At 62.9% G+C, this 23,039-nt stretch carries 21 protein-coding genes and 1 tRNA gene; 17 read left to right on the top strand and 5 right to left on the bottom strand.

Annotation, left to right across the window (positions count from 1 at the left end):
• The first annotated feature begins 50 nt into the window (after positions 1-50).
• Positions 51-1,367 carry a YihY family inner membrane protein gene (locus BPHY_RS08035; protein WP_041763859.1) on the top strand — a complete coding sequence of 439 codons (1,317 nt, stop codon included), beginning with the start codon at positions 51-53 and terminating at the stop codon, positions 1,365-1,367.
• Positions 1,368-1,409: 42 nt separating this feature from the next.
• On the opposite strand, the gene BPHY_RS08030 is transcribed toward BPHY_RS08035, so the two are convergent.
• The 3 genes from BPHY_RS08030 to BPHY_RS08020 all read right to left on the bottom strand — a co-directional run bounded on the left by BPHY_RS08030 (position 1,410) and on the right by BPHY_RS08020 (position 4,049).
• Positions 1,410-1,733, bottom strand: a complete 324-nt coding sequence (locus BPHY_RS08030) for an Mpo1-like protein (RefSeq protein ID WP_012400966.1) — start codon at positions 1,731-1,733, stop codon at positions 1,410-1,412.
• Between the two features lie 139 nt (positions 1,734-1,872).
• Positions 1,873-2,718 (bottom strand): alpha/beta fold hydrolase, encoded by an 846-nt coding sequence (locus BPHY_RS08025; RefSeq protein ID WP_012400965.1) that lies wholly within the window; start codon positions 2,716-2,718, stop codon positions 1,873-1,875.
• Positions 2,715-4,049, bottom strand: coding sequence for an O-acetylhomoserine aminocarboxypropyltransferase (locus tag BPHY_RS08020; protein ID WP_012400964.1), 1,335 nt, complete (start codon positions 4,047-4,049; stop codon positions 2,715-2,717). Before BPHY_RS08020 ends, BPHY_RS08025 begins: the two co-directional genes overlap by 4 nt.
• Before the next feature lie 401 nt (positions 4,050-4,450).
• Here BPHY_RS08020 and BPHY_RS08015 point away from each other — a divergent pair, with 401 nt between their 5' ends.
• The 4 genes from BPHY_RS08015 (at position 4,451) to BPHY_RS08000 (ending at position 9,776) form a co-directional block, all read left to right on the top strand.
• Complete coding sequence (locus tag BPHY_RS08015; protein ID WP_041763446.1) at positions 4,451-4,918, top strand: CBS domain-containing protein; 468 nt, start codon at positions 4,451-4,453, stop codon at positions 4,916-4,918.
• A 157-nt stretch (positions 4,919-5,075) separates the two neighbouring features.
• Positions 5,076-7,013 (top strand): MFS transporter, encoded by a 1,938-nt coding sequence (locus BPHY_RS08010; protein WP_012400962.1) that lies wholly within the window; start codon positions 5,076-5,078, stop codon positions 7,011-7,013.
• Between the two features lie 152 nt (positions 7,014-7,165).
• Entirely contained in the window at positions 7,166-8,266 is a 1,101-nt protein-coding gene (gene aroC / locus BPHY_RS08005) for a chorismate synthase (RefSeq protein ID WP_012400961.1), read from the top strand.
• A 46-nt stretch (positions 8,267-8,312) separates the two neighbouring features.
• A complete protein-coding gene (locus tag BPHY_RS08000) occupies positions 8,313-9,776 on the top strand; it encodes a tetratricopeptide repeat protein (RefSeq protein WP_012400960.1) in 1,464 nt (487 codons plus the stop codon).
• 63 nt (positions 9,777-9,839) lie between these two features.
• Here BPHY_RS08000 and BPHY_RS07995 read toward each other — a convergent pair whose 3' ends face one another.
• A complete protein-coding gene (locus BPHY_RS07995; RefSeq protein ID WP_012400959.1) occupies positions 9,840-11,513 on the bottom strand; it encodes an electron transfer flavoprotein-ubiquinone oxidoreductase in 1,674 nt (557 codons plus the stop codon).
• Positions 11,514-11,699: 186 nt separating this feature from the next.
• Here BPHY_RS07995 and BPHY_RS07990 point away from each other — a divergent pair, with 186 nt between their 5' ends.
• Positions 11,700-12,476: an SDR family oxidoreductase gene (locus BPHY_RS07990; RefSeq protein WP_012400958.1), complete on the top strand. Its 777-nt coding sequence runs from the start codon at positions 11,700-11,702 to the stop codon at positions 12,474-12,476.
• Positions 12,477-12,691: 215 nt separating this feature from the next.
• Positions 12,692-13,120, top strand: coding sequence for an acyl-CoA thioesterase (locus BPHY_RS07985; RefSeq protein WP_012400957.1), 429 nt, complete (start codon positions 12,692-12,694; stop codon positions 13,118-13,120).
• Between the two features lie 59 nt (positions 13,121-13,179).
• Here BPHY_RS07985 and BPHY_RS07980 read toward each other — a convergent pair whose 3' ends face one another.
• Positions 13,180-13,725: a PAS and helix-turn-helix domain-containing protein gene (locus BPHY_RS07980; RefSeq protein WP_012400956.1), complete on the bottom strand. Its 546-nt coding sequence runs from the start codon at positions 13,723-13,725 to the stop codon at positions 13,180-13,182.
• 276 nt (positions 13,726-14,001) lie between these two features.
• On the opposite strand from BPHY_RS07980, the gene BPHY_RS07975 reads away from it, so the two are divergent.
• The 10 genes from BPHY_RS07975 (at position 14,002) to rplT (ending at position 23,019) form a co-directional block, all read left to right on the top strand.
• Complete coding sequence (locus tag BPHY_RS07975) at positions 14,002-14,706, top strand: CoA transferase subunit A (RefSeq protein ID WP_012400955.1); 705 nt, start codon at positions 14,002-14,004, stop codon at positions 14,704-14,706.
• Between the two features lie 2 nt (positions 14,707-14,708).
• Positions 14,709-15,350, top strand: coding sequence for a CoA transferase subunit B (locus tag BPHY_RS07970; RefSeq protein ID WP_012400954.1), 642 nt, complete (start codon positions 14,709-14,711; stop codon positions 15,348-15,350).
• Positions 15,351-15,559: 209 nt separating this feature from the next.
• Positions 15,560-16,480 carry an alpha/beta fold hydrolase gene (locus tag BPHY_RS07965; RefSeq protein WP_012400953.1) on the top strand — a complete coding sequence of 307 codons (921 nt, stop codon included), beginning with the start codon at positions 15,560-15,562 and terminating at the stop codon, positions 16,478-16,480.
• Positions 16,481-16,583: 103 nt separating this feature from the next.
• Positions 16,584-16,937 carry a RidA family protein gene (locus BPHY_RS07960; protein WP_012400952.1) on the top strand — a complete coding sequence of 118 codons (354 nt, stop codon included), beginning with the start codon at positions 16,584-16,586 and terminating at the stop codon, positions 16,935-16,937.
• A gap of 58 nt (positions 16,938-16,995) precedes the next feature.
• Positions 16,996-19,236, top strand: a complete 2,241-nt coding sequence (locus BPHY_RS07955) for a RelA/SpoT family protein (protein WP_012400951.1) — start codon at positions 16,996-16,998, stop codon at positions 19,234-19,236.
• Positions 19,237-19,339: 103 nt separating this feature from the next.
• Positions 19,340-19,416 (top strand) — tRNA-Val (locus BPHY_RS07950).
• A gap of 277 nt (positions 19,417-19,693) precedes the next feature.
• The gene (gene thrS, locus BPHY_RS07945) at positions 19,694-21,601 is read left to right on the top strand and encodes a threonine--tRNA ligase (protein ID WP_012400950.1); all 1,908 of its coding nucleotides are present in this window, start codon (positions 19,694-19,696) and stop codon (positions 21,599-21,601) included.
• 50 nt (positions 21,602-21,651) lie between these two features.
• Positions 21,652-22,176 carry a translation initiation factor IF-3 gene (gene infC / locus BPHY_RS07940; protein ID WP_081767593.1) on the top strand — a complete coding sequence of 175 codons (525 nt, stop codon included), beginning with the start codon at positions 21,652-21,654 and terminating at the stop codon, positions 22,174-22,176.
• Between the two features lie 256 nt (positions 22,177-22,432).
• Positions 22,433-22,630, top strand: a complete 198-nt coding sequence (gene rpmI, locus BPHY_RS07935) for a 50S ribosomal protein L35 (RefSeq protein WP_004191477.1) — start codon at positions 22,433-22,435, stop codon at positions 22,628-22,630.
• Positions 22,631-22,659: 29 nt separating this feature from the next.
• Positions 22,660-23,019, top strand: coding sequence for a 50S ribosomal protein L20 (gene rplT, locus BPHY_RS07930; protein WP_004192938.1), 360 nt, complete (start codon positions 22,660-22,662; stop codon positions 23,017-23,019).
• The last annotated feature ends 20 nt before the right edge of the window (positions 23,020-23,039 follow it).

Raw genomic sequence — 23,039 nt, 5'->3', positions numbered from 1 at the left:
GGCATAGACCATATCGAAGCGCGTGCACTGAAGTGGAGGAGGTCGGTTTGTTGTCCAGGTTGCGTCTCGATCTCGACACGCTCAAGCGGCTCGCGGAGTTCGCCGCGAAGCGCAGCGGCGAGGATCGCATTCCGCAGGTGGCGGGCAGTCTCACGTTCACGACGATGCTGTCGCTGGTGCCGCTCGCGACAGTCGCGTTCGCGCTCTTTACCGCGTTTCCGATCTTTGCCCAGTTCCAGGTGTCGCTGCAGACTTTTCTCGCCGAGCATCTGATGCCCGACCAGGTCAGCAGCCAGATCTTCCGATATCTGAACCAGTTCGCATCGAAGGCGAAGGGGCTGACCACGCTCGGCATGATCATTCTGTTCGTCACGTCGGTCATGACGATGATGACAGTCGAATCGGCGTTCAACGTGATCTGGCGGGTGCGCAAGGCGCGGCCTTTCGCGCAGCGCGTGCTGGCCTACTGGGCGATCCTGACGCTCGGTCCTATCCTGATCGGCGTTAGTCTGTCGATCTCTTCCTACCTGTTCACGCAGTCGATGACCTACACGGCCGCGCAGCGCATCACGCCGCTGATCGAATGGGCGCTCGCGGGCGCGACGCTGCCGTTGACGGTGCTCGCGTTCACGATGCTCTATGTGTTTCTGCCGAACTGCCGGGTGGAATGGCGCGACGCCATCGTCGGCGGCGTGACGGCCGCGATCGCGTTCGAACTGGCCAAGCGCGGCTTCGGCTTTTATATCCGGCGCATTCCGACGTATACGGCCGTGTACGGCGCGTTCGCCGTGGTGCCGCTCTTCCTGCTGTGGATGTACCTGAGCTGGTTCATCACGCTGGCAGGCGCGATGATCGCGTCGGCGCTGCCCGCTATCCGCACGGGCCAATTCCACCGTCCGGACTTTCCGGGCAGCGATCTGCTCGACTCGCTCGAACTGCTCGCACGCCTCGTCGAAGCGCGCGAAGCGGGCACGCATGGCTACACGGTGCCGGAACTCGCCCGCGCGTTGCGCCGCGATATGGAAACGACGGTGCGCCTGTTGCAGCAGCTTGAAGGGATCGACTGGATCGTGCAGCTCGACGAAAACGGCCACCGTCCGCGTTTTCTGCTGGTCGCGAACCCGAACCAGATCACCGTCGAGCGGCTCTTCGATCTGTTCGTTGTCGACCGGGCGGAACTGGCGTATCAGCTGAATCTGGACTCGACGCGCGTGGATAGCGCGACATTGCTTGGCGCGCTCGATAACGAAGGTCTCAAAGTGAGCCTTGCGAACCTGCTGGCGGCGCGTGCCGTTGCGCGTGGCGCCGCGCAGCAGAGCCCCGGAGGCATGGACGGGGCGGCGGCCTTGCCGCGCCAGACGGCATGAGCGCGGCTTGAGCGTTTTGCGGGGCGGCGACGCCGATGCGCACTAAAGCGAAATGCGCCCCGTGCAGATGTCCTTGAACATCACCCAGTCGCCCATCAGGCTGTAAATGGGATGCCGGAAGGTTGCGGGCCGGTTCTTCTCGAAGATGAAATGGCCGACCCACGCAAAACCGTAGCCGCACACCACGGCGGCCGGCAGCCACAGCCAGTCGCCCGTCGCGAGCGCCATCGCGGCGCAGCCGATCACGCCCAGCGATCCGATGAAATGCAGCCGCCGCGACACGGTGTTGCGATGCTCGCTCAGATAGTAGGGATAGAACTGCGAAAAGTTCGCGAAGTGTTCGTCGTGCGTTGTCTGATGGCTCATGATCGCCTCCACTGCGTACCTGCTGAACGGCCGGGGAACGCCCGTGGCCCGAACCGCATACATATCGATTCATTCTGCTGCTATCGTCAGATGCGTGCAAGCTGGCCATTCGGCCAATGGCAGGCGCTGCTCAGGACGGTTATTGTGCGGGTTGCGGCCGGCCGGCCGTGCTTGCCGTTGCAAACGCGAAGAGCACGTCGAGCGTGCCGTCGGGCTGCTCGGACATCAGCGCGTGGCCGGCGTCGAGCGTGACGGTGTCGACGGGCACGTTCGCAGCGCGCAGCGCGTCGGCGAGTGCTTTGGCAGCGCGCGGCGGCGTCATCATGTCGCGCTTGCCGACGAGCAGGCGCGTGGCACACGTCACTTGCGCAGCGCGCGCGAGGCCGTCCGTGTAGGTGTTGCAGGCGTTGAAATCGGTGTGGAAGAGCAACGGCTCTCCTGTCGCCGAGACGCGCTGCATCAGGCGGGCGTTCATGCCGTGCAGCCAGAAGCCAGGCGCGGGGCAGGACGGCTTGGCGGCGAAGGTCGAATGCGACCACGCGTTGACCATCGCGATCGCATCCGGCTCGCGTTCGCGGGCGGCATCGAGCAGCGCGTCGGAGACGGCCATCGGCACGGCTGTCGCGACCAGCGCAAGATGGGTCGCGCGCGACGGGTAACGGGCCGCGAAGTCGAGCGCAACCAGCGAGCCCATGCTGTGCCCGGCGACGAATGCGCGTGACACGCCCAGGGCATCGAGCAGGGCAGCCAGCCAGTCGGCCATGTCGCCGATGGTTTTCAACGCGGGGCCGGCGCTGCGATGGTGGCCGGGCAGGTCGACGGCCAGCACGCCGAAGCCGTGATGCGCGAAGTAGCGTGTCTGCAACGCCCAGACGCTGTGATCATGCTCGGCGCCATGAATGAAGACGGCGGTGGGCAACGCGGCGTCGAACGCCTTGCCGCCCGTATAGACATAGGCGGATTTGCCGTTGACGTCCACGATCATGCGGACTCCTTGCGCGGGGCGGCGGGTGACGGCGTGGAACGCTCGCCGGATTTTTGCGCGGCCTTGAGCGCGCGCTTGAGATCGTCGATCAGGTCGTCCGGGTCTTCGAGGCCGATCGACAGCCGTATGGTGCCTTCCGCGATGCCCGCCATGGCGAGCGCGGCGGCATCCATGCGAAAGTGCGTCGTCGATGCAGGATGAATGACGAGCGAGCGCGCATCGCCGACATTCGCGAGATGCGAGAACAGCGACAGCGCTTCGATGAACGCGCGGCCGGCGGCACGGTCCCCGCGCAGATCGAAACTGAACACGGCGCCTGCGCCGCGCGGCAGCAGGCGCTGGGCGAGCGCGTGATCGGGGTGCGTCGGCAGCTCCGGGTACGCGACCGATTCGACGGCGGCATGCGCGGCGAGGAATTCGACCACCTTGCGCGTATTCGCGACATGGCGTTCCATGCGTAGCGGCAGCGTCTCGACGCCCTGAAGCAGCTGCCACGCGGCTTGCGGATGCAGGCACGCGCCGAAGTCGCGGAGTCCTTCGCGCCGGGCGCGCAACAGGAACGGCGCGACGGTGCTTTCCTCGGCGAACACCATGCCGTGAAAGCCCTCATAGGGCTCGGTGAGTTCGGGGAAGCGCCCGGACGCTTCGAAGTCGAAGGTGCCGCCGTCGACGAGCACGCCGCCGATCGTCGTGCCGTGACCGCCGAGGAATTTGGTCGCGGAGTGGTAGACGAAGTCGGCGCCGTGGTCGAACGGCTTGAGCAGGTACGGCGTGGTGAAAGTGGAATCGACCAGCAGCGGCACGCGGTGGTCGTGCGCGATCTGGGCGACTGTCTCGCTATCGAGCACATCGAGGCCGGGATTGCCGAGCGTCTCGCCGAACAGGAGCTTCGTGTTCGGGCGCAGCGCCGCGCGCCATGCGTCAATGTCGCCGGGTTTGACGAAGGTCGTCTCGATACCGAAGCGCCGCAGCGTGTAGTTGAGCAGATTGTGCGAGCCGCCATACAGCGCGCTCGACGCGACGATATGCGAGCCCGCGCCCATCAGCGTCGCAATCGCCAGATGCAGCGCGGCCTGGCCGCTTGCCGTGCCGATCGCGCCCGCGCCGTTTTCGAGCGCGGCGACGCGCTCTTCGAACACGGCGACGGTCGGGTTCGAGATCCGCGAATAGACGTGGCCGGCGCGTTCCATGTTGAAGAGTGCGGCAGCGTGGTCGGTATCGCGGAACGTGAACGAGGTGGTCTGGTAGATGGGCGTCGCGCGCGCGCCCGTTGCAGGATCGGGGGCGGCGCCCGCGTGCAGCGCGAGTGTGTCGAAACGGTTGGCGGGCATCGTGGGCGGCCGGGCCTCGACAGCCCGGCGAAGGTGAGCGTGGAGGCCATCGTATCACCGTGCCGCGCGCGAACCACTCGGTTGTCGCCCGAAGTGCGGCCGCGTGCCTACATGCGCGGATGCGGTGCACGGCAGGTTTGCCGCAGCCGCGGGCAGGCCCGTGCGTCCCGCCCGCCGGACGTGCGCTGGCGCGCTGTCGGCGGGGGCGTCCGCTTCCTTTTTGCAGACCTTTCCGCTAGGATCGAAAGTCAGTCATGCCTTTTCATGCTTCTGAAGGCTTCATCCGCAACCACGTTGCACGGGACCGGGGTAGGGCGCCACCGCGCTGACGCCCGTCGACAACTATGTATGGGGCGGGAGCGGGCGGCGCAATGCCGGCTTCCGTCGACAGGAGACGAATCATGCGCGTCAGCGACATTCTCAAGGTCAAGGGCAATACGCTTTTCACGGTCACGCCCGATACGGAAGTCAACGAAGCCGTCACGACGATGGCCGAACACGATATCGGCTCGCTGGTCGTCATGGAGTATGGCGACCTCGTCGGCATGCTGACGTTCCGCGAGATTATCCTGGTGCTAAGCCGTAACGGCGGGAGTGTCGGCAGCACCACGATCCGCAAGATCATGGACGATCACCCGCTCACCTGCACGCCGGAAACGGACGTCAATGAAGTGCGCCGCATGATGCTCGAGCATCACGTGCGTTATCTGCCCGTCATGGAAAGCCGCAAGCTCATGGGGGTGATTTCGTTCTACGACGTCGCGAAGGCCGTCGTCGAAGAGCAGGGCTTCGAAAACCGGATGCTGAAGGCGTACATCCGCGACTGGCCCGCCGAAGACGAGCCGCAGCAGGAGCAGCCGTCGCGCTGAAGAGCACGGCGCCGCGTCGGTGCGAAGCCTGCTGACATGGCACTCTCGCATGCCTGCATCATCCTGAAGCGCGCGTGATCCGCGCGCTTTTTTGTGTCCGCCGTTCGGGCAAAGCGGCTGTGAAACCGGGCGAACCTTGCCCTCCATCGACCACTTCATGAGCGATCGTCCGTTATCCACCGTCCAACGCGCAAAGCGCGGCGCGCGCGAGCACGGCTCGCAGTTCCGTCTGTTGCGCGAGCGCCGTTTCGCGCCCTTCTTCTGGACGCAGTTTCTCGGCGCGATGAACGACAACGTGTTCAAGATCGGCTTCACGTCGCTTGTCACGTATCAGGCCGCGCGCTTCGCCGGCGTCCATGCGGACACCGCAGCGTTTCTGATTTCCGCGATCTTCATTCTGCCGTTCGTCCTGTTCTCGGCTACCTCCGGTCAGATTGCCGACAAGTACGACAAGTCGATGCTCACACGCTTCGTGAAGACTTTCGAGATCGCCGTGATGCTGGTGGGCGGCGCGGGATTCTGGCTGCACAATGCCGTGCTGCTGTACCTGTGTACGTTCCTGATGGGCGTCCATTCGACGGTGTTCGGCCCCGTCAAGTACGCCTATCTCCCGCAGCATCTGGAGCAGTCGGAACTGGTCGGCGGCAACGGCATGGTCGAGATGGGCACCTTCGTCGCGATTTTGCTGGGCACGATCATGGGTGGCGCGGCGGCCGGCTCGGACGTGCATGGCGCAGCGATTCTGGCGTTCGGCTGCGTCGCGATCGCGGTGATAGGACGTGTCGCGTCGAGCTTCGTGCCGCCGTCGACGCCGTCTCAACCGGAACTGCGCATCAACTGGAATCCGATTAGCGAAACCTGGCGCAATCTGAAACTCGCACGCCAGAACCGGACGGTCTTTCTGAGTCTGCTCGGGATTTCCTGGTTGTGGTTCGTCGGCGCGACGTTTCTGTCGTCGTTCTTCCGCTTTGCGAAGGACGTGCTGTCCGCGAATCCCGACGTGGTCACCGTGCTGCTCGCGACGTTTTCGATCGGCATCGGCACGGGCTCGCTGCTGTGCGAGCGGCTGTCGAAGAAGCGCATCGAGATTGGCCTGGTGCCGCTTGGCTCGATCGGCATCAGCGCATTCGCGATCGACCTGTTCTTCGCGAGCCACGCGTTGCCTGCCGCCGGGCATTTGCTGACGGTGGGCGAATTCATGATGCTGCCCGCGCATTGGCGCGTGCTCGCCGATCTGTTCCTGCTGGCGATGTTCGGCGGCTTCTACAGCGTGCCGCTCTACGCGCTGATCCAGAGCCGCAGCCAGCCGAGCCATCGCGCGCGGATCATCGCGGCGAACAATATCCTCAACTCACTATTCATGATCGTGTCGGCGCTGATGGCCGTTGCGCTGACGTCGGCGGGCGTGGGCATTGCTGGGCTGTTCCTCGTGACGGCGCTGCTCAACGTGGTTGTTGCGATCTACATCTATTCGCTCGTGCCCGAGTTCCTGTTGCGCTTCGTCGCGTGGCTGCTCGTGCACACGTTCTACCGGATTCGCCTCGTTCACGCAGAGCGCATTCCGCGTGAGGGGGCAGCCGTGCTCGTGTGCAATCACGTGAGCTATGTCGATGCCATCGTCATCATGGCCGAAAGCCCGCGGCCGATCCGCTTCGTGATGGATCACCGGATATTCCGAACGCCCTTCGTCGGCTGGTTGTTCAGACACGCCAAGGCCATTCCGATTGCGCCCGCGCACGAAGACCCCGCACTGCTGGCGCGTGCCTACGAAGCCTGCGCGAAAGTGCTCGAAGAGGGCGATCTCGTCTGTATTTTTCCCGAAGGCAAGCTGACCAAAACGGGTGACATGAATCCGTTTCGGCACGGCGTCACGGAAATTTTGCGGCGCCAGCCCGTGACCGTCGTGCCGATTGCGCTACGCGGCCTGTGGGGCAGCGTCTGGTCACGCAGCCTGGATGCGCGCTTTCCGCGGCCGATTCACAAGGGCGTGATGAGCCGGCTGACGCTGGCTGTCGGCGAGCCGCTCGAACCGGCTGACGCGACGCCGGAACGCCTGCAGCAGATCGTGACGGAACTGCGCGGCGCGCGAAAGTGATCGTGGACGTCGCAGACGCTTGAAAGATCGTCTTCGCGCAGGTGCAACACTCGTCCATTTGTCCTATCCCACTGGACGGACCGCTGCGCGCTACGGCAGCGCGTCGGGACTGGCATAATATCGCTCTCCCCGCATTTCTTTGGACGACGCTCATGTCCGGCAATACCCTCGGTACGCTCTTCACCGTCACGACCTTCGGCGAATCGCACGGCCCGGCTATCGGCTGTGTAATCGACGGCTGCCCACCGGGTATGTCGCTCGCCGAAGCCGACATCCAGCTTGAACTCGACCGCCGCAAGCCGGGCACGTCGCGCCATGTGACGCAGCGCCAGGAAGAAGACAAGGTCGAGATTCTCTCCGGCGTCTTCGAGGGCAAGACGACGGGCGCGCCGATTGCACTGCTGATCCGCAATACGGACCAGCGCAGCAAGGACTACGGCAATATCGCCGACACGTTCCGCCCCGGCCACGCCGACTACACCTACTGGCAGAAATTCGGCATACGCGACTATCGCGGCGGCGGCCGTTCGTCCGCGCGCCTGACGGCGCCGACGGTGGCAGCGGGCGCAGTCGCGAAGAAGTGGCTGCGCGAGAAGTTCGGCACGGAGATTCGCGGCTACATGGCGGCGCTCGGCGAGATCGACGTGCCGTTCATCGACTGGCAGTTCGTGCGCGAGAACCCGTTCTTCGTGCCGAACGCGGATGTCGTGCCGCAACTCGAAGCGTACATGGACGCGTTGCGCAAGGACGGCGATTCGATCGGCGCGCGCATCAACGTGGTTGCGTCGGGCGTGCCCGTCGGACTTGGTGAGCCGCTGTTCGACCGCCTCGACGCCGACATCGCGCATGCAATGATGGGCATCAACGCGGTGAAGGGCGTCGAAATCGGCGCGGGATTCGCGAGCGTGGCGCAGCGCGGCTCCGTGCATGGTGACGAGCTGACGCCGGAAGGCTTCGTCGGCAATCACGCGGGCGGCGTGCTCGGCGGTATTTCGACGGGGCAGGACATCACGGTCTCGATCGCGATCAAGCCGACGTCGAGCATCCGCACGCCGCGCCGCTCGATCGACAAGAACGGGCAGCCCGCCGTCGTCGAAACGTTCGGCCGCCACGACCCCTGTGTCGGCATTCGTGCCACGCCGATCGCCGAAGCCATGCTCGCCCTCGTGCTGATCGACCATGCGTTGCGGCACCGCGCGCAATGCGGCGACGTGGTGGTCGGTACGCCGAAGATCGCCGCCAGCGCGCCGTAACGCCGGCTCGATCCGGCAGGCTTGACGGTTTCTGACGGGCGTCAACATGCGCGATAACGATCTCACAATGGCCGACCCGCTCGAGCCCCTGCGGGCGCGTACGGCTTTGCCTGACGCCGTCGCGGCCGACTGGGTCGCGCTCGGCAACGCGCTGCTCCACCATGCGAATGGCGACAGAGCCGGTTTGCGCGAGGCCGTCGACGCACTCGTGCGGGCTTACCGGCTGGACGCGAATTGCGATCCCCGCCTGTTGCACAACGTCGCACAGACGGCTTTCATTTTGCGCGACTGGCCGCTCGTCGAATCCTCCACAGCGCTGTTGCTGACGCGTGACGCGAATGACGCGAACGCTCTCGTCTGGCGCGCGGCCGCCGTTGAGGCACGCGACGATTTCGCCGAAGCGCAGCGCCTGCTTCATGAGGCCGCGCGCGCCGCGCCCGGCAATCACATCGTGTTGCACAAGCTCGCGTTGTGCATCAAGGAACAGGGCCGCTTCGGGGAAGCGGAAGCGCTGCTGCATCGCGTGCTGGAAATGACCCCGAACAACGCGCACGCGCTGTTTGATCTGTCGGAACTCGAAGTGCGTGCGGGACGCTACGCGCAGGGCTGGCTCGACTACGAAGCGCGTGTAGCCTTCGCGCACGATGCGAACGCCGCTAAAGATGCGCTGGCTGCCATCAGCGCGAACTGGCGCGGCGAATCGCTGACGGGCAAGACGCTCGTCGTCTATGGCGAGCAGGGCAATGGCGACTGCCTGTGGGCCGTACGCTTTCTGCCGCTGCTGGCCGAACGCGCGCAGCGCGAAGGCGGCCGCGTGGTGTTTGGCTACGCAGGGGCGATGCAACAGCTGTTCGAACGCATGCTGCCCGACGGCATCGCGATTGAAACGAGCCTCCGCACGAAGCCCGACTTTCACTGCGGTCTGATGAGCCTGCCGTTGCGGCTCGGCATCAACGATCCTTCCACCTGGGGGCGACCGTATCTCAGCGCCGACCCGGCGCGCGTCGAACTCTGGCGCGAGCGTGTGTCAGCCGCGACGGCGGCGGAGAATCGCAAGGTCGGCATCGTGTGGAACGGCAATCCCGATCACATCCGCGACAGGCGCCGCTCGATCGGCGCTCACGAGTTCGCCCGGTTGCTCGATGTGCCCGGCGTGAGCTTTTTTGCCGTTTCGCCGGGGCGCGAGCAGACGGTCGGACAGTGGCGGTCGCAGGGTGGGGATGTGATCGACCTGACGCCGCAGTTTGAAGCAGGCTTCGACGACGTGGCCGCGTTGCTTATGAATCTCGATGTGCTCGTGACCATCGACAGCGGGCCGGCGCATCTGGCAGGCGCGCTCGGTGTGCCGACCTGGCTCATGCTCGACCGCGTTTCGGCATGGTTCTGGGGCGATGAGACGGAGCGGACGCCCTGGTATCAGACGGCCGAGCTGTTTCGTCAACCCTCCGTGGGTGCGTGGCGGCCGGTGCTCGAACAGGTACGTGCGCGGCTCGAAGCACTGGTGGCGTGAGCCGTGGTTTGACCGCGCCATGACGCAAAAACGCCGCTCGTCGAGCGGCGTTTTTTGTCGAACTCACATGTTCGGATAGTTCGGACCGCCGCCGCCTTCAGGCGTGACCCACACGATATTCTGCGTCGGATCCTTGATGTCGCAGGTCTTGCAGTGCACGCAGTTCTGCGCATTGATGACGAGCCGTTCGCTGCCGTCGTCGTTGTTCACGAACTCGTAAACGGCAGCCGGGCAGTAGCGGCTTTCCGGACCGGCGTACGTCTGCAGGTTCACCTTCACGGGCACGCTTGCGTCCTTGAGCGTCAGGTGCGCGGGCTGGTTCTCTTCGTGGTTGGTGTTCGAGATGAATACCGACGACAGACGGTCGAATGTCAGCTTGCCGTCCGGCTTCGGATACTCGATCGGCTTGCACTGCGACGCCGGCTTCAACATTTCGTGATCCCAGTGCTGATGATGCAGCGTCCACGGCACGTTGCCGCCCATCAGCTTCTGTTCGATGCCGACCATCAAGGTGCCAAGGTACAGGCCCTTGCTCATCCACTGCTTGAAGTTGCGCGCCCGATAGAGCTCGGTGTGCAGCCACGAGCTCTTGAACGACTCGGGGTAGGCCGCGAGTTCGTCGCTCTGGCGTCCCGCTTGCACGGCATCGAATGCGGCGTCGGCGGCGAGCATGCCCGTCTTGATTGCGGCGTGCGAGCCCTTGATCCGCGAAGCGTTCAGGAAACCGGCGTCGTCGCCAACCAGCGCGCCGCCCGGGAACACGAGTTTCGGCAGCGACAGCAGGCCGCCCGCCGTAATCGCACGTGCTCCGTACGACACGCGCTTGCCGCCTTCGAGGAACTTGCGGATTTCCGGATGCGTCTTGTAGCGCTGGAACTCTTCGAACGGCGACAGGTACGGGTTCGAATAGCCGAGTCCCACCACGAAGCCCACCATCACCTGGTTGTTGTCGATGTGATAGAGGAACGAGCCGCCGTAGGTCTGCGAATCGAGCGGCCAGCCGGCCGTGTGGATCACCAGACCCGGCTTGTGTTTCGCCGGATCGATTTCCCATAGTTCCTTGATGCCGATCCCGTAGACCTGCGGATCGGCGCCGTCGCGCAGCCGGAACCTGTCGGACAGCTGGCGTCCCAGATGCCCGCGCGCGCCTTCGCAGAAAAGCGTGTACTTCGCGTGCAGCTCCATGCCGAGCTGGAAGTTTTCGGTCGGCTCGCCGTCTTTGCCAATGCCCAGGTTGCCCGTCGCGACGCCCTTCACCGAGCCGTCGTCGTTGTACAGCACCTCAGCCGCAGCGAAACCGGGGAAGATTTCGACGCCGAGCGCCTCGGCCTGCTGGCCCAGCCAGCGCGTAACATTCCCGAGGCTGATCACGTAGTTGCCGTGATTCTTGAAATTGTCGGGCAATGCCCAGTTCGGCACCGATTTCGCGCCCGTTTCATTCAGGAACAGAAAGCGGTCTTCCGTCACTTCGACGTCCAGCGGCGCACCCTTTTCCTTCCAGTCCGGAATCAGTTCATTTAGCGCCCGCGGGTCCATCACCGCGCCCGAGAGGATGTGCGCCCCGACTTCCGAGCCCTTTTCGAGCACGCAGACGCCAATTTCGACCCCCTTTTCGGCGGCGCGCTGCTTCAGGCGAATGGCCGCGGACAGGCCCGCCGGGCCGCCGCCGACGATCACCACGTCATATTCCATCGACTCGCGCGGGCCATACTGCTCGATCAGACTTGCGGGGGTCATTGATGCTCCTCTTACCGTTAGAATGCTTTTTTCGGGATCGTATTGTCATTGAACGATCCCTACGCTGCAACACAATGAGGCAAGATTAGCACGATCGTTCTATTATTGTGAATTGGGGTTGACCCATGCCCGTGCGGCGCGCCGGTTTATCGCCCCCTTCACATCCACGTTCCAAGGAAAAACACAATGGGCCGTTCGATCAATCTGGAAGGCAAGGTGGCGCTGGTTACGGGCGCGTCGAGTGGACTGGGCAAGCGGTTTGCGATGGTGTTGTCGCAGGCTGGCGCAAAGGTCGTGCTGGCAAGCCGACGTATCGAACGCCTGAAGGAATTGCGCGCTGAGATCGAAGCGTCGGGCGGCGCTGCGGCTGTCGTTTCTCTCGACGTGACCGACTATCAGAGCATCAAGTCCGCCGTTGCGCATGCCGAAACGGAAGCGGGCACAATCGACATTCTGGTCAACAATTCGGGTGTGTCGACGACGCAGAAGCTGACGGACGTGACGCCTGCCGATTTCGAATACGTGTTCGACACGAACACACGCGGCGCGTTTTTCGTCGCGCAGGAAGTGGCCAAGCGGATGATCATGCGCGGCGGCGGAACGAACAAGCCGCCGTACCGGATCATCAACATCGCATCGGTGGCGGGTTTGCGGGTGCTGCCGCAGATCGGGCTCTATTCGATGAGCAAGGCGGCCGTCGTGCATATGACGAAGGCGATGGCGCAGGAGTGGGGCCGCCACGGCATCAATGTGAACGCGATCTGCCCCGGCTATATCGATACCGAGATCAACCACCATCACTGGTCGACCGAGCAAGGGCAGAAGCTGGTGTCGATGTTGCCGAGGCATCGTGTGGGCAAGCCGGAAGATCTCGATGGGCTGTTGCTGCTGCTCTGCGCCGACGAATCGCAGTTCATCAACGGTTCGGTGATTGCCGCCGACGACGGCTTCGGCCTGTCGTGACGGGCGCCTCGCGTTTCGCACGACTCGCAGCACGAACATGCGAAACGCGCGATCATTGACGCCCGTGCGCGATGGTCGCGACCTCGGCCCGGTGCGGCAGGTTGCGTACTGCACCGTCGCCGCCGCGACGTGGACGCGTGACACAAGCAGTTCCTTTTGCAGTGCCTTTTTTTCTTCACACCCGAATCAAACCTGATCCAACCCGTAGAAGTGCAATGAGCGATTACCACCCCGTTTTTGAGATGTCTATGCCGATCCGCTGGGGCGATATGGACGCGTTCGGCCATGTGAACAACACGGTCTATTTCCGCTACATGGAGCAGGTGCGGATTTCCTGGTTCGAGCAGCTCGGCATCGCGGGCGGCAATGGCGAAGGGCAGGGGCCCGTGATAGTCAATGCATCGATGGAGTTTCTGAAGCAACTGCACTATCCGGGCGATGTAATCGGCCGCATGACGGTCGGCGCGCCGGGGCGCAGCAGCTTCGATACGGGCTTCGAACTGTATCGCGCGGATGATCCGAACACGCTGTATGCACGCGGCTCCGCCAAATGCGTGTGGATCGACTACGCGGCTGGCAAATCAGTGCCGCTGCCGGATCTGCTGCGCTCGACGATCGAACACGCTCAACTCGTGAAGGTCTGAGCCTCTTCACAGTCCACGCGCGCCCGCGGTTCAGCGTGGGCGCCCCATCCAGACGAAAGTCAGTTCCCGAGCAGACGCTGCAGCAGTTCCGTCGCGTTGCCCGTGCCGTACTTGCGCATCAGGCGCGCGCGGTAAACGTCGACGGTTCGCGAACTGATGTCGAGAATCCGTCCAATCTGCTTGCTGGTTTTTCCCGTCACCAGTTGCGCGGCGATCTCGCGTTCACGCGGCGTCAGCTCCACCGCGACGCGCCGCGTGGCGCTCAAGTCTTCGAACGTCCAGACGCCCGCCGCATGCGGGACCGACAGATCGAGCGAGCGCCCCGTCACGTGGCACCAGAAGAGTTCGCCGTTCGCGCGCTTCATGATGCGGTCGTCGGCGTAACTGCCTTGCGCCGTCATGATGGGCGGTATGCGCTCGCCGATACGCTCGAACTCGTCGGACGATGGATAGAGCACCGCGAACGACTGCCCGAGCAGCGACTCGCGCGTACGGCCGAAAATCGCGGCAAGCTGTTCGTTGCAGTCTTCGATGATCCGGTCGCGCGCCAGCACGAGGCCGATCGGCGCAAGGTGAAAAGCGGTTTGATAATCCAGAGCGGGCATGTAATCGGCGAGGGATGCGGTACGAATACTTATGTATTTTTGCGTATTGTGCCGCAAGGCCGCCGCATCGTACGCTTTCGGCACATCACAAGATGCGTCGCAGACGCGCCGGATGGGACGTGGCGGACGGCGGAACGCAGCTTTGTCCGTATCACGCCACCGTTCGCCGCAGATGACTAGAATGGCATGTCGGGCCAACCCCGCCGCGCCAGTCCAATAAGAAACGGCGTCGCATCGATCCGGATTTCGGTATCCAATCAAGGAAGGGACACACTGATGAATAAAGTCTACGCAAGCGCGGCAGCCGCGCTCGAAGGCATCGTCAAGGACGGCCAGACGTTCGCCGTCGGCGGCTTTGGATTGTGCGGCATTCCCGAGGCGCTGATCGCGGCCCTGCGCGACTCGGGCGTCAAGGGCATCACCTGCATCAGCAATAACGCGGGTGTCGACGGCTTCGGCCTCGGCCTGCTGCTGGAAACGCGCCAGATCAGGAAGATGATCTCGTCGTACGTCGGTGAGAACAAGGAGTTCGAGCGTCAGTATCTGGCGGGCGAACTCGAGCTGGAATTCACGCCGCAAGGCACGCTGGCCGAAAAGCTGCGCGCCGGCGGCTCGGGCATCCCGGCGTTCTTCACCAACACCGGCTTCGGCACGGTCATCGCGGAAGGCAAGGAAACGCGCCAGTTCGGCGAGAACCATTACGTGCTCGAGCATTCGCTGACGGCCGACGTCGCGCTCGTCAAGGCATGGAAGGCCGACAAGTCGGGCAACCTGATCTATCGCCGCACGGCGCGCAACTTCAACCCGATGTGCGCGATGGCCGGCAAGATCACGGTCGCGGAAGTCGAAGAGATCGTCGAGACGGGCGAGCTCGATCCGGATGCGATCCACACGCCGGGCATCTTCGTGCAGCGCCTCGTGCTGAATGCCCACCCGGAAAAACGCATTGAACAACGCATCGTCCGCGCGAAAGGAGAGTAACCATGGCTTGGAATCGTGACCAGATGGCCGCGCGCGCGGCGCAGGAACTGCAAGACGGCTTCTACGTGAACCTCGGCATCGGCCTGCCGACGCTCGTCGCCAACCACGTGCCCGCAGGCATGGAAGTGTGGCTGCAATCGGAAAACGGCCTGCTCGGCATCGGCCCATCGCCCTATGAAGACGAAGTCGACCCGGACCTCATCAACGCCGGCAAGCAGACTGTGACGACGCTGCCCGGTTCGTCGATTTTCTCGTCGGCCGATTCGTTCGCGATGATTCGCGGCGGCCACATCAATCTTGCCATTCTGGGCGCGATGCAGATCAGCAAGAAGGGCGATCTGGCGAACTGGATGATCCCCGGCAAGATGATCAAGGGCATGGGCGGCGCGATGGATCTCGTTGCCGGCGTGAAGAGAGTCGTCGTGCTGATGGAGCACGTCGCGAAGGGCGACCAGCACAAGATCCTCGAAGAATGCACGCTGCCGCTGACGGGCGTGGGCGTGGTCGATCGCATCATCACCGACCTCGGTGTGATCGACGTCGTCGACGGCGGCCTGAAGCTGGTCGAACTGGCTGACGGCGTCACGGTCGATGAGATCAGGGCGAAGACGGGCGCGCCGCTCGACACGAGCGCCGTGCAATAAGGTCTCACCCGGTCTTGCGCCGGGTGCGGTTGCCGCAAAGCGGGCGCGACGCAGGTCGCGCCCGCTCTTCTTTTGGGCGCTCCTCTTTAACGTTTCGTGCATTCGTCCTATGCCGTTGCACCGATGAGCGCACGACGCGAAGCAGTTTAGAATCGATCATGTGCCTTGCGCCTTTTCGCGCAACTATCGTTCGATCGAGGGAAATCCTGATGACCGCTACGCCCGTCTCCGTTTCGCCTCCAGTCGACTCCGTCGCGCCCCGCCAGCGCTATGTGCAATGCGCGAGTCCCGCGGGTCTGCATCGCGTTGCGTACACCGAATGGGGCGCACCGGACAATCCGCGGCTGCTGGTCTGCGTGCATGGCCTCACGCGTTCGGGGCGCGACTTCGACCGGCTCGCGGCGGCGCTGTCGTCCGTGTATCGCGTGGTGTGTCCAGACGTGGTCGGTCGCGGCTTGTCGTCGTGGCTTGCCAACCCCGCTTACTACGGCATCCCGCAGTATGTCGGCGACATGGTCACGCTAGTTGCGCGGCTAGGCGTGGAGTCGGTGGACTGGTTTGGCACGTCGATGGGCGGACTGATCGGTATGGCCTACGCCGGACTCAAAGACTCGCCGATTCGCAAGATCATCGTCAACGACGTCGGGCCGCATGTGGAGCCGGCGTCGATCGAGCGTATCGGCAGCTATCTTGGGCAGCCGGTGTCGTTCGCCACGCGGCAGGAGGCGATTGATCACGCGGCGGTGCTCGCCGAGTCATTCGGCCCGTTGACGCCCGACGAATGGCGCGAGATCAACATACCGCTGGTGCACGAGCAGGACGGGGCCTGGCGCTTCCGCTACGATCCGCGCATCGCGGAACCGTTCAGGCAGACCACGCCCGAACTGGCGGCGCTGGGCGAGGCGGCGCTGTGGCACTCGTTCGCGGCAATCGAAGGCCCCGTGCTCGTCGTGCGCGGCGAGCAGTCGGACCTGCTGTCGCGTGAAACCGTTGCGCAGATGGTCGAGAAGGGACGCAATGTGTCCACCGTCGAAATCCCCGGTGTCGGCCATGCGCCTGCGTTTCTTTCCGCCGATCAGATCGATCTCGCGAAACGGTTCTTTCTCGGGGACGCCGCCGACGCGTCATAATATGAGATTGGCGCGGCGACGTTGACCGGTCTCGACCGAGCGGTTTTACGCATCGCGCATCGCGTGCGTCGCCGTCTTTCATTTTCAACGGACAGGACATTTCATGGCAGTCATTCGTCATCACGTCGGCAAGCGCCTTTCGGAAACCGCCGTTCACAACGGTACGGTGTATCTGGCTGGCCAGATCGCCGAAGACACCGACCAGGACATCGTCGGTCAAACGCGCGAAGTGCTCGGCCACATCGACCGGCTGCTCGGTGAAGTCAATAGCGACAAGGCGCATTTGCTGTCGGTGCAGATTTATATCTCGGACATGGTGCACTTTGCCGGCATGAACGCCGTGTGGGATGAATGGGTCGCACAAGGCAACACGCCGCCGCGCGCAACCGTCGAAGCGAAGCTCGCCAATCCCAAGTGCCTCGTCGAAGTGGTGGTCGTCGCCGCCCAGCGCAGCTAATCACGAATCGCTTCAAGCATCAGACTGACCCGTCCGCGCATGCCGCGGCCGCCGCATCATGAACACCGACATCGCCACGACCGCTACCAATCCGACGCCTTCTTTCGAGGACGCGCTCGCGTTCGTGCGCGACCATGCGGGCGAGGCGCGCCTGTCGTCGGGCGAGCCGCTCGCCGAGCATGCGGCGGGCACGGCGGCCATCATGCGTACGCTCAACGTCGATCCGCCTGCGGTGCTGGCGGCAGCGCTGTTCTCGCTGACGCCGCATTTGCAGAACCCGGAGCAGACCATTGCCGACAACTTCGGCGAGGAAGTCGCGCAACTGGTGAGCGACGTGCGCAAGCTGTTGCGGCTCGGCACCGTGAGCATGCGCGCGGCGCAGAACGCGATGCCCGAAGCAGGTCGCGACGCGCAGGCCGCGCGGCGCGTGCAGGTTGAGGCGCTGCGCAAGATGCTGCTTGCCTTTGCGCAGGACATCCGTGTGGTGCTGATCCGGCTCGCTTCACGATTGCAGTCGCTGCGCTATTACGCCGCGGCGAAGATCACGCCTTCGCCCGACGTCGCGCGCGAGACGCTGGACATTTACGCACCGCTCGCTAACCGGCTCGGTATCTGGCAACTGAAGTGGGAACTGGAAGATCTCGCGTTCCGCTTCGAAGAGCCGCAAACCTACAAGCGCATCGCGAAGCTGCTGGACGAGAAGCGCGTCGAACGCGAGACCTATGTGGCCGAAGCAATCGCGCGGCTGCAGCGGGAGCTTGCCGCCGCGCATATCAAGGCCGAAGTGAGCGGTCGGCCCAAGCACATTTACAGCATCTGGCGGAAGATGCGCGGCAAGCAGCTCGATTTTTCCGAGCTCTACGATGTGCGTGCTTTTCGTGTCATCGTGCCGGACATCAAGGATTGCTACACGGTGCTCGGCATCGTGCATAACCTGTGGCAGCCGGTGCCGAGGGAATTCGACGACTACATCTCGCGGCCCAAGCCGAATGGCTACAAATCGCTGCACACGGTGGTGATCGGTGACGATGGCCGTGCGTTCGAAGTGCAGATCCGCACGCAGGAGATGCATCGGTTCGCCGAATACGGCGTAGCGGCGCACTGGCGCTACAAGGAAGCGGGCACGCGCGGTTATGGCGGCCAGTTCAGTGCCAGCGAGAAGTACGACGAGAAGATCGCGTGGCTGCGTCAGCTGCTTGCATGGAAAGACGACGTATCCGAGGGCAAGCCGGGCGAACAGGGCGCGGTGAAGCCGTGGGAGCAGCTTCGCCAGGCGACGCTCGACGACGATCACATTTATACACTCACGCCGCAGGCTCGCGTGATTCCGCTGCCGCAAGGCGCGACGCCGCTCGACTTTGCGTATCACCTGCACAGCGAATTGGGGCATCGTTGCCGCGGCGCGCGGGTGGACGGCGCGATGGTGCCGCTGAACACGCCGCTGCAGAACGGGCAGACGGTCGAGATCATCGCGGTGAAAGAGGGTGGTCCGTCGCGAGACTGGCTCAACCCGCAGCTTGGCTATCTGCAAAGCCATCGCGCGCGCCAGAAGGTGCGCGCATGGTTCAACGCAGTCGAGGTGCAGGAGAACATCGCAGCGGGTCGGGCAATGGTCGAAAAGACCTTGCAGCGCGAGGGCAAGACGTCAGTCAATCTCGATCAACTGGCCGCGAAGCTTGGGTTCAAGTCCACCGACGATCTATTTTCGGTCGTCGGCAAGGAAGAGTTCAGCCTGCGGCTGGTCGAGCAGGCGCTCAGCGACGCGCCGCCTGCCGAGCCCGCCGTTGAAGCGCCGGAGCAGTTCGAGAAGCGCAGCAGCGGTGCGAGCGTCGCGCATGGCGCGTCGACGGGTGTGCTCGTGGTCGGCGTCGATGCGTTGCTGACCCAACTGGCGCGTTGCTGCCGTCCGGCTCCGCCGGATGACATTGCGGGTTTCGTCACGCGCGGCAAGGGCATGTCGATTCATCGAAGCGATTGCCCGACGTTCCTGCGCATGGCAGAGCGCGCACCGGAGCGCGTGTTGCAAACGGCGTGGTCAGCGGACGTGATGAGCGGACGCGGCAGGTCGGTCTATCCCGTCGATCTGTCAATCGAAGCGACTGACAGGCAAGGTCTGCTGCGTGACATCTCCGAAGTCTTCGCGCGCGAGAAAATGAACGTTGTCGGCGTGAAGACGCAGTCGCGGCGCAACGCGGCGTTCATGCAGTTCACGGTGGAGGTGTCGAGTGCAGCGCAGATCCAGCGTGCGTGCGCGATGCTGGGAGAAGTGGCGGGCGTCGTAAGAGCGACGCGCAAGTGAATGATGTCGCCGAATTGCGTGATGTGGGCACAAGAGAATTTTGATGTCGCTGCATAAAAACGCTTGCCAACTTTCTCCATGCTCCATATAATCTCGTTTCTCTAGGCTCGTAGCTCAGCTGGTTAGAGCACCACCTTGACATGGTGGGGGTCGTTGGTTCGAGTCCAATCGAGCCTACCAACGAATCCGAAACTTCGGTTTGCCGAGGTTTCGCAAACGCAAGTTGCAATGAGCGCTTCGGCGCAAATGGCGAACAAAGCGAACATGGTTATGACACCGCGAACGTTGACCGGAACTGTTTCGGAGCGACGCTAGTCGAGGACCACTTTCGCCCTTGTGTTTGCAGTACGCAGAAACGTGAATGCGGCCCCTCGAAAGCGGGGCCGCATTTTTTTTGTCCCGGTTTTGTCTTTAAGTCTTGGTGCCTGTGCCGCCGGCCGGCATTACGGAGAACGCAATGGTTTCGATACGACTGCCTGATGGTTCTGTTCGACAATACGAGCATCCCGTGACGGTCGCCGAAGTGGCGGCCTCGATCGGCCCCGGTCTCGCGAAGGCGGCGCTCGGCGGCAAGATCGACGGTGAACTGGTGGACACGTCCGCGCTGATCGATCACGACGTCGCACTTGCGATCGTGACGGACAAGGACGCCGACGGCCTCGACATCATTCGCCATTCGACGGCGCACCTGCTCGCGTACGCCGTCAAGGATCTGTTTCCCGAAGCGCAGGTAACGATCGGGCCGGTGATCGACAACGGCTTCTATTACGACTTCTCGTACAGCCGTCCCTTCACGCCCGAGGATCTCGAGAAGATCGAAAAGCGCATGCAGGAGCTCGCAAAGAAGGACGAGCCGGTATCGCGCCGCGTGGTGTCGCGCGACGAGGCCGCCGACTATTTCAAGAGCATTGGCGAAAAGTACAAGGCCGAGATCATCGAGTCGATTCCCGCCAGCGACGACATCAAGCTGTATTCGCATGGCGGCTTCACCGATCTGTGCCGTGGCCCGCACGTGCCGTCGACGGGCAAGCTGAAGGTCTTCAAGCTGATGAAGGTCGCGGGCGCGTATTGGCGCGGCGACTCGAAGAACGAGCAGTTGCAGCGTATTTACGGCACGGCGTGGACGAAGAAAGAAGACCAGGACGCCTACCTGCACATGCTCGAAGAGGCGGAAAAGCGCGACCACCGCAAGCTCGGCAAACAACTCGACCTGTTCCACATGCAGGACGAGTCGCCGGGCATGGTGTTCTGGCATCCGCGCGGCTGGACGCTGTGGCAGCAGGTCGAGCAGTACATGCGCCGTCGCGTGAACGAGGCTGGCTACCTCGAAATCAAGACGCCGATGATCATGGACCGCTCGCTGTGGGAGGCATCGGGTCACTGGCAGAACTATCGTGACAACATGTTCACGACGGAGTCGGAAAAGCGCGACTACGCGATCAAGCCGATGAACTGCCCGGGTCACGTGCAGGTGTTCAATCACGGCCTGCGTTCGTATCGCGACCTGCCACTGCGTTATGCCGAGTTCGGTTCTTGCCATCGCAACGAATCGTCAGGCGCGCTGCATGGTTTGATGCGCGTGCGCGGCTTCGTGCAGGACGATGCGCACATTTTCTGTACGGAAGACCAGTTCATCAGCGAGTCGATCGCGTTCAACACGCTGGCGATGAGCGTCTACAAGGACTTCGGGTTCGATAACGTGGAGATCAAGCTGTCATTGCGTCCGGACGCGCGTGCCGGCACGGACGAAATCTGGGATCGCGCCGAGCAGGGGCTGCGCGACGCGCTGACGGCCTGTGGCGTGACGTGGGAAGAATTGCCGGGCGAGGGTGCGTTCTACGGGCCGAAGGTGGAATACCACATCAAGGATGCGCTCGGCCGTTCATGGCAGTGCGGCACGCTGCAGCTCGATATGGTGCTGCCGGAGCGCCTCGGCGCCGAATTCGTCGCGGAAGACAACAGCCGTCGCAGGCCGATCATGCTGCATCGTGCAATCGTCGGATCAATGGAGCGTTTCCTCGGCATTCTGATCGAGCACCATGCCGGTGCGATGCCTGCGTGGCTGGCGCCGATGCAGGTTGTGGTGATGAATATCGCGGAAAGTCAGGCGGAATACGCACAATCTCTAGCTCAATCGTTGCAAAAACAAGGGGTTAGAGTGGAGGCCGATTTGCGCAACGAGAAGATTAGCTATAAAATACGCGAGCACACGCTCGAAAAGGTCCCGTATCTGCTGGTTGTCGGCGACAAGGAGCGTGATGCACAAACGGTAGCCGTGCGTGCCCGTGGCGGCATCGATCTGGGCGTGATGCCCGTTGATGCCTTCAGCGAGCGTCTGCGCCAGGATGTGCAGACGTTCAACTAAGCCACCCAGGCAGCGCGGCTCGTTTTTTTAATTTTTAGAGGAAACGTAACATCGCTACTGATAAGTCGTCGCATCGCATAAACGGTGAAATTACTGCACCTGAAGTGCGTCTGGTCGGAGTCGACAACGAACCGCTCGGCATCGTAAAACTCGCTGAAGCTTTCCGCCTGTCGGAGCAGCAGGACGTGGATCTGGTTGAAATCGCGCCGCAAGCGGTTCCGCCTGTCTGCCGCCTGATGGACTACGGCAAGTTCAAGTACCAGGAAGCGAAGAAGCAGCACGAGGCCAAGCTCAAGCAGAAGGTCATCCAGGTTAAGGAAGTCAAGTTCCGGCCGGGCACGGATGACGGTGACTACAATGTCAAGCTGCGCAATCTCGTCCGCTTCCTCGAAGATGGCGACAAGACGAAGATCACGTTGCGTTTCCGTGGCCGCGAAATGGCTCACCAGGAAATCGGTATGCGCATGCTTGAACGCCTGCGCACCGACTTGGACGAAGTCGGTCAGGTCGAGCAAATGCCGAAGATGGAAGGCCGCCAGATGATCATGGTGCTGGCGCCGAAGAAAAAGAAGTAAGCAGACGCCCGCTGTGCATCTCAAGCATGCGCGGCGTTCGTCGGAAAGTTTCAGTGTGCGTCGTCTTGAAGGCGACGTGTACGACGCAGGTTTCGGAGCGGCATGCGAAGGTTTGTATTGTGCGTGCCGTTCCCGAAAAGCAGCGGCCAGCAGCTTAGGTCGTCTGCATACCAAGTGGAGTGGGTTTCGAAGGGCGGGAGAGGGCTTTCTGAGCCAACCGCACACCCATGTCCATCAAATAATGGAGTTGTCTGTCATGCCGAAGATGAAGACCAAGAAGAGCGCTGCGAAGCGCTTCGTGGTTCGTCCGGGCGGTACCGTCAAGCGCGGTCAAGCCTTCAAGCGCCACATTCTTACCAAGAAGACCACCAAGAACAAGCGTCACCTGCGCGGCGCCACGGCTGTTCATGATTCCGATCTGAACTCCGTACGCGCAATGCTGCCGTTCGCCTAACCCTTAACCGACACTCACAGGAGCGAAACATGCCTCGAGTCAAACGTGGGGTTACCGCACGGGCCCGCCACAAGAAAATCATCAACCTGGCCAAGGGTTACCGCGGCCGCCGCAATAACGTCTATCGCATCGCCAAGCAGGCGGTCATGCGCGCTGGCCAATATGCCTACCGCGATCGCCGCAACAAGAAGCGTGTGTTCCGCGCACTGTGGATCACGCGTATCAACGCGGCGGTGCGTCAGCACGACATGACGTACAGCGTGTTCATCAACGGCCTGAAGAAGGCGTCGATCGAACTCGACCGCAAGGTGCTGGCCGACATGGCTGTGTTCGACAAGGCTGCTTTTGCTGCGATCGTCAAGCAGGTGAAAGCCGCCGTTGCAGCCTGAGTGCGCTGTTAGCATCTAGT

The sequence above is a fragment of the Paraburkholderia phymatum STM815 genome (assembly GCF_000020045.1).
In the GTDB taxonomy this organism is placed as follows: Bacteria; Pseudomonadota; Gammaproteobacteria; order Burkholderiales; family Burkholderiaceae; genus Paraburkholderia; species Paraburkholderia phymatum.
The sequence above is the reverse complement of the archived record's forward strand: the minus strand, read 5'-3'. Positions and strand labels throughout refer to the sequence as shown.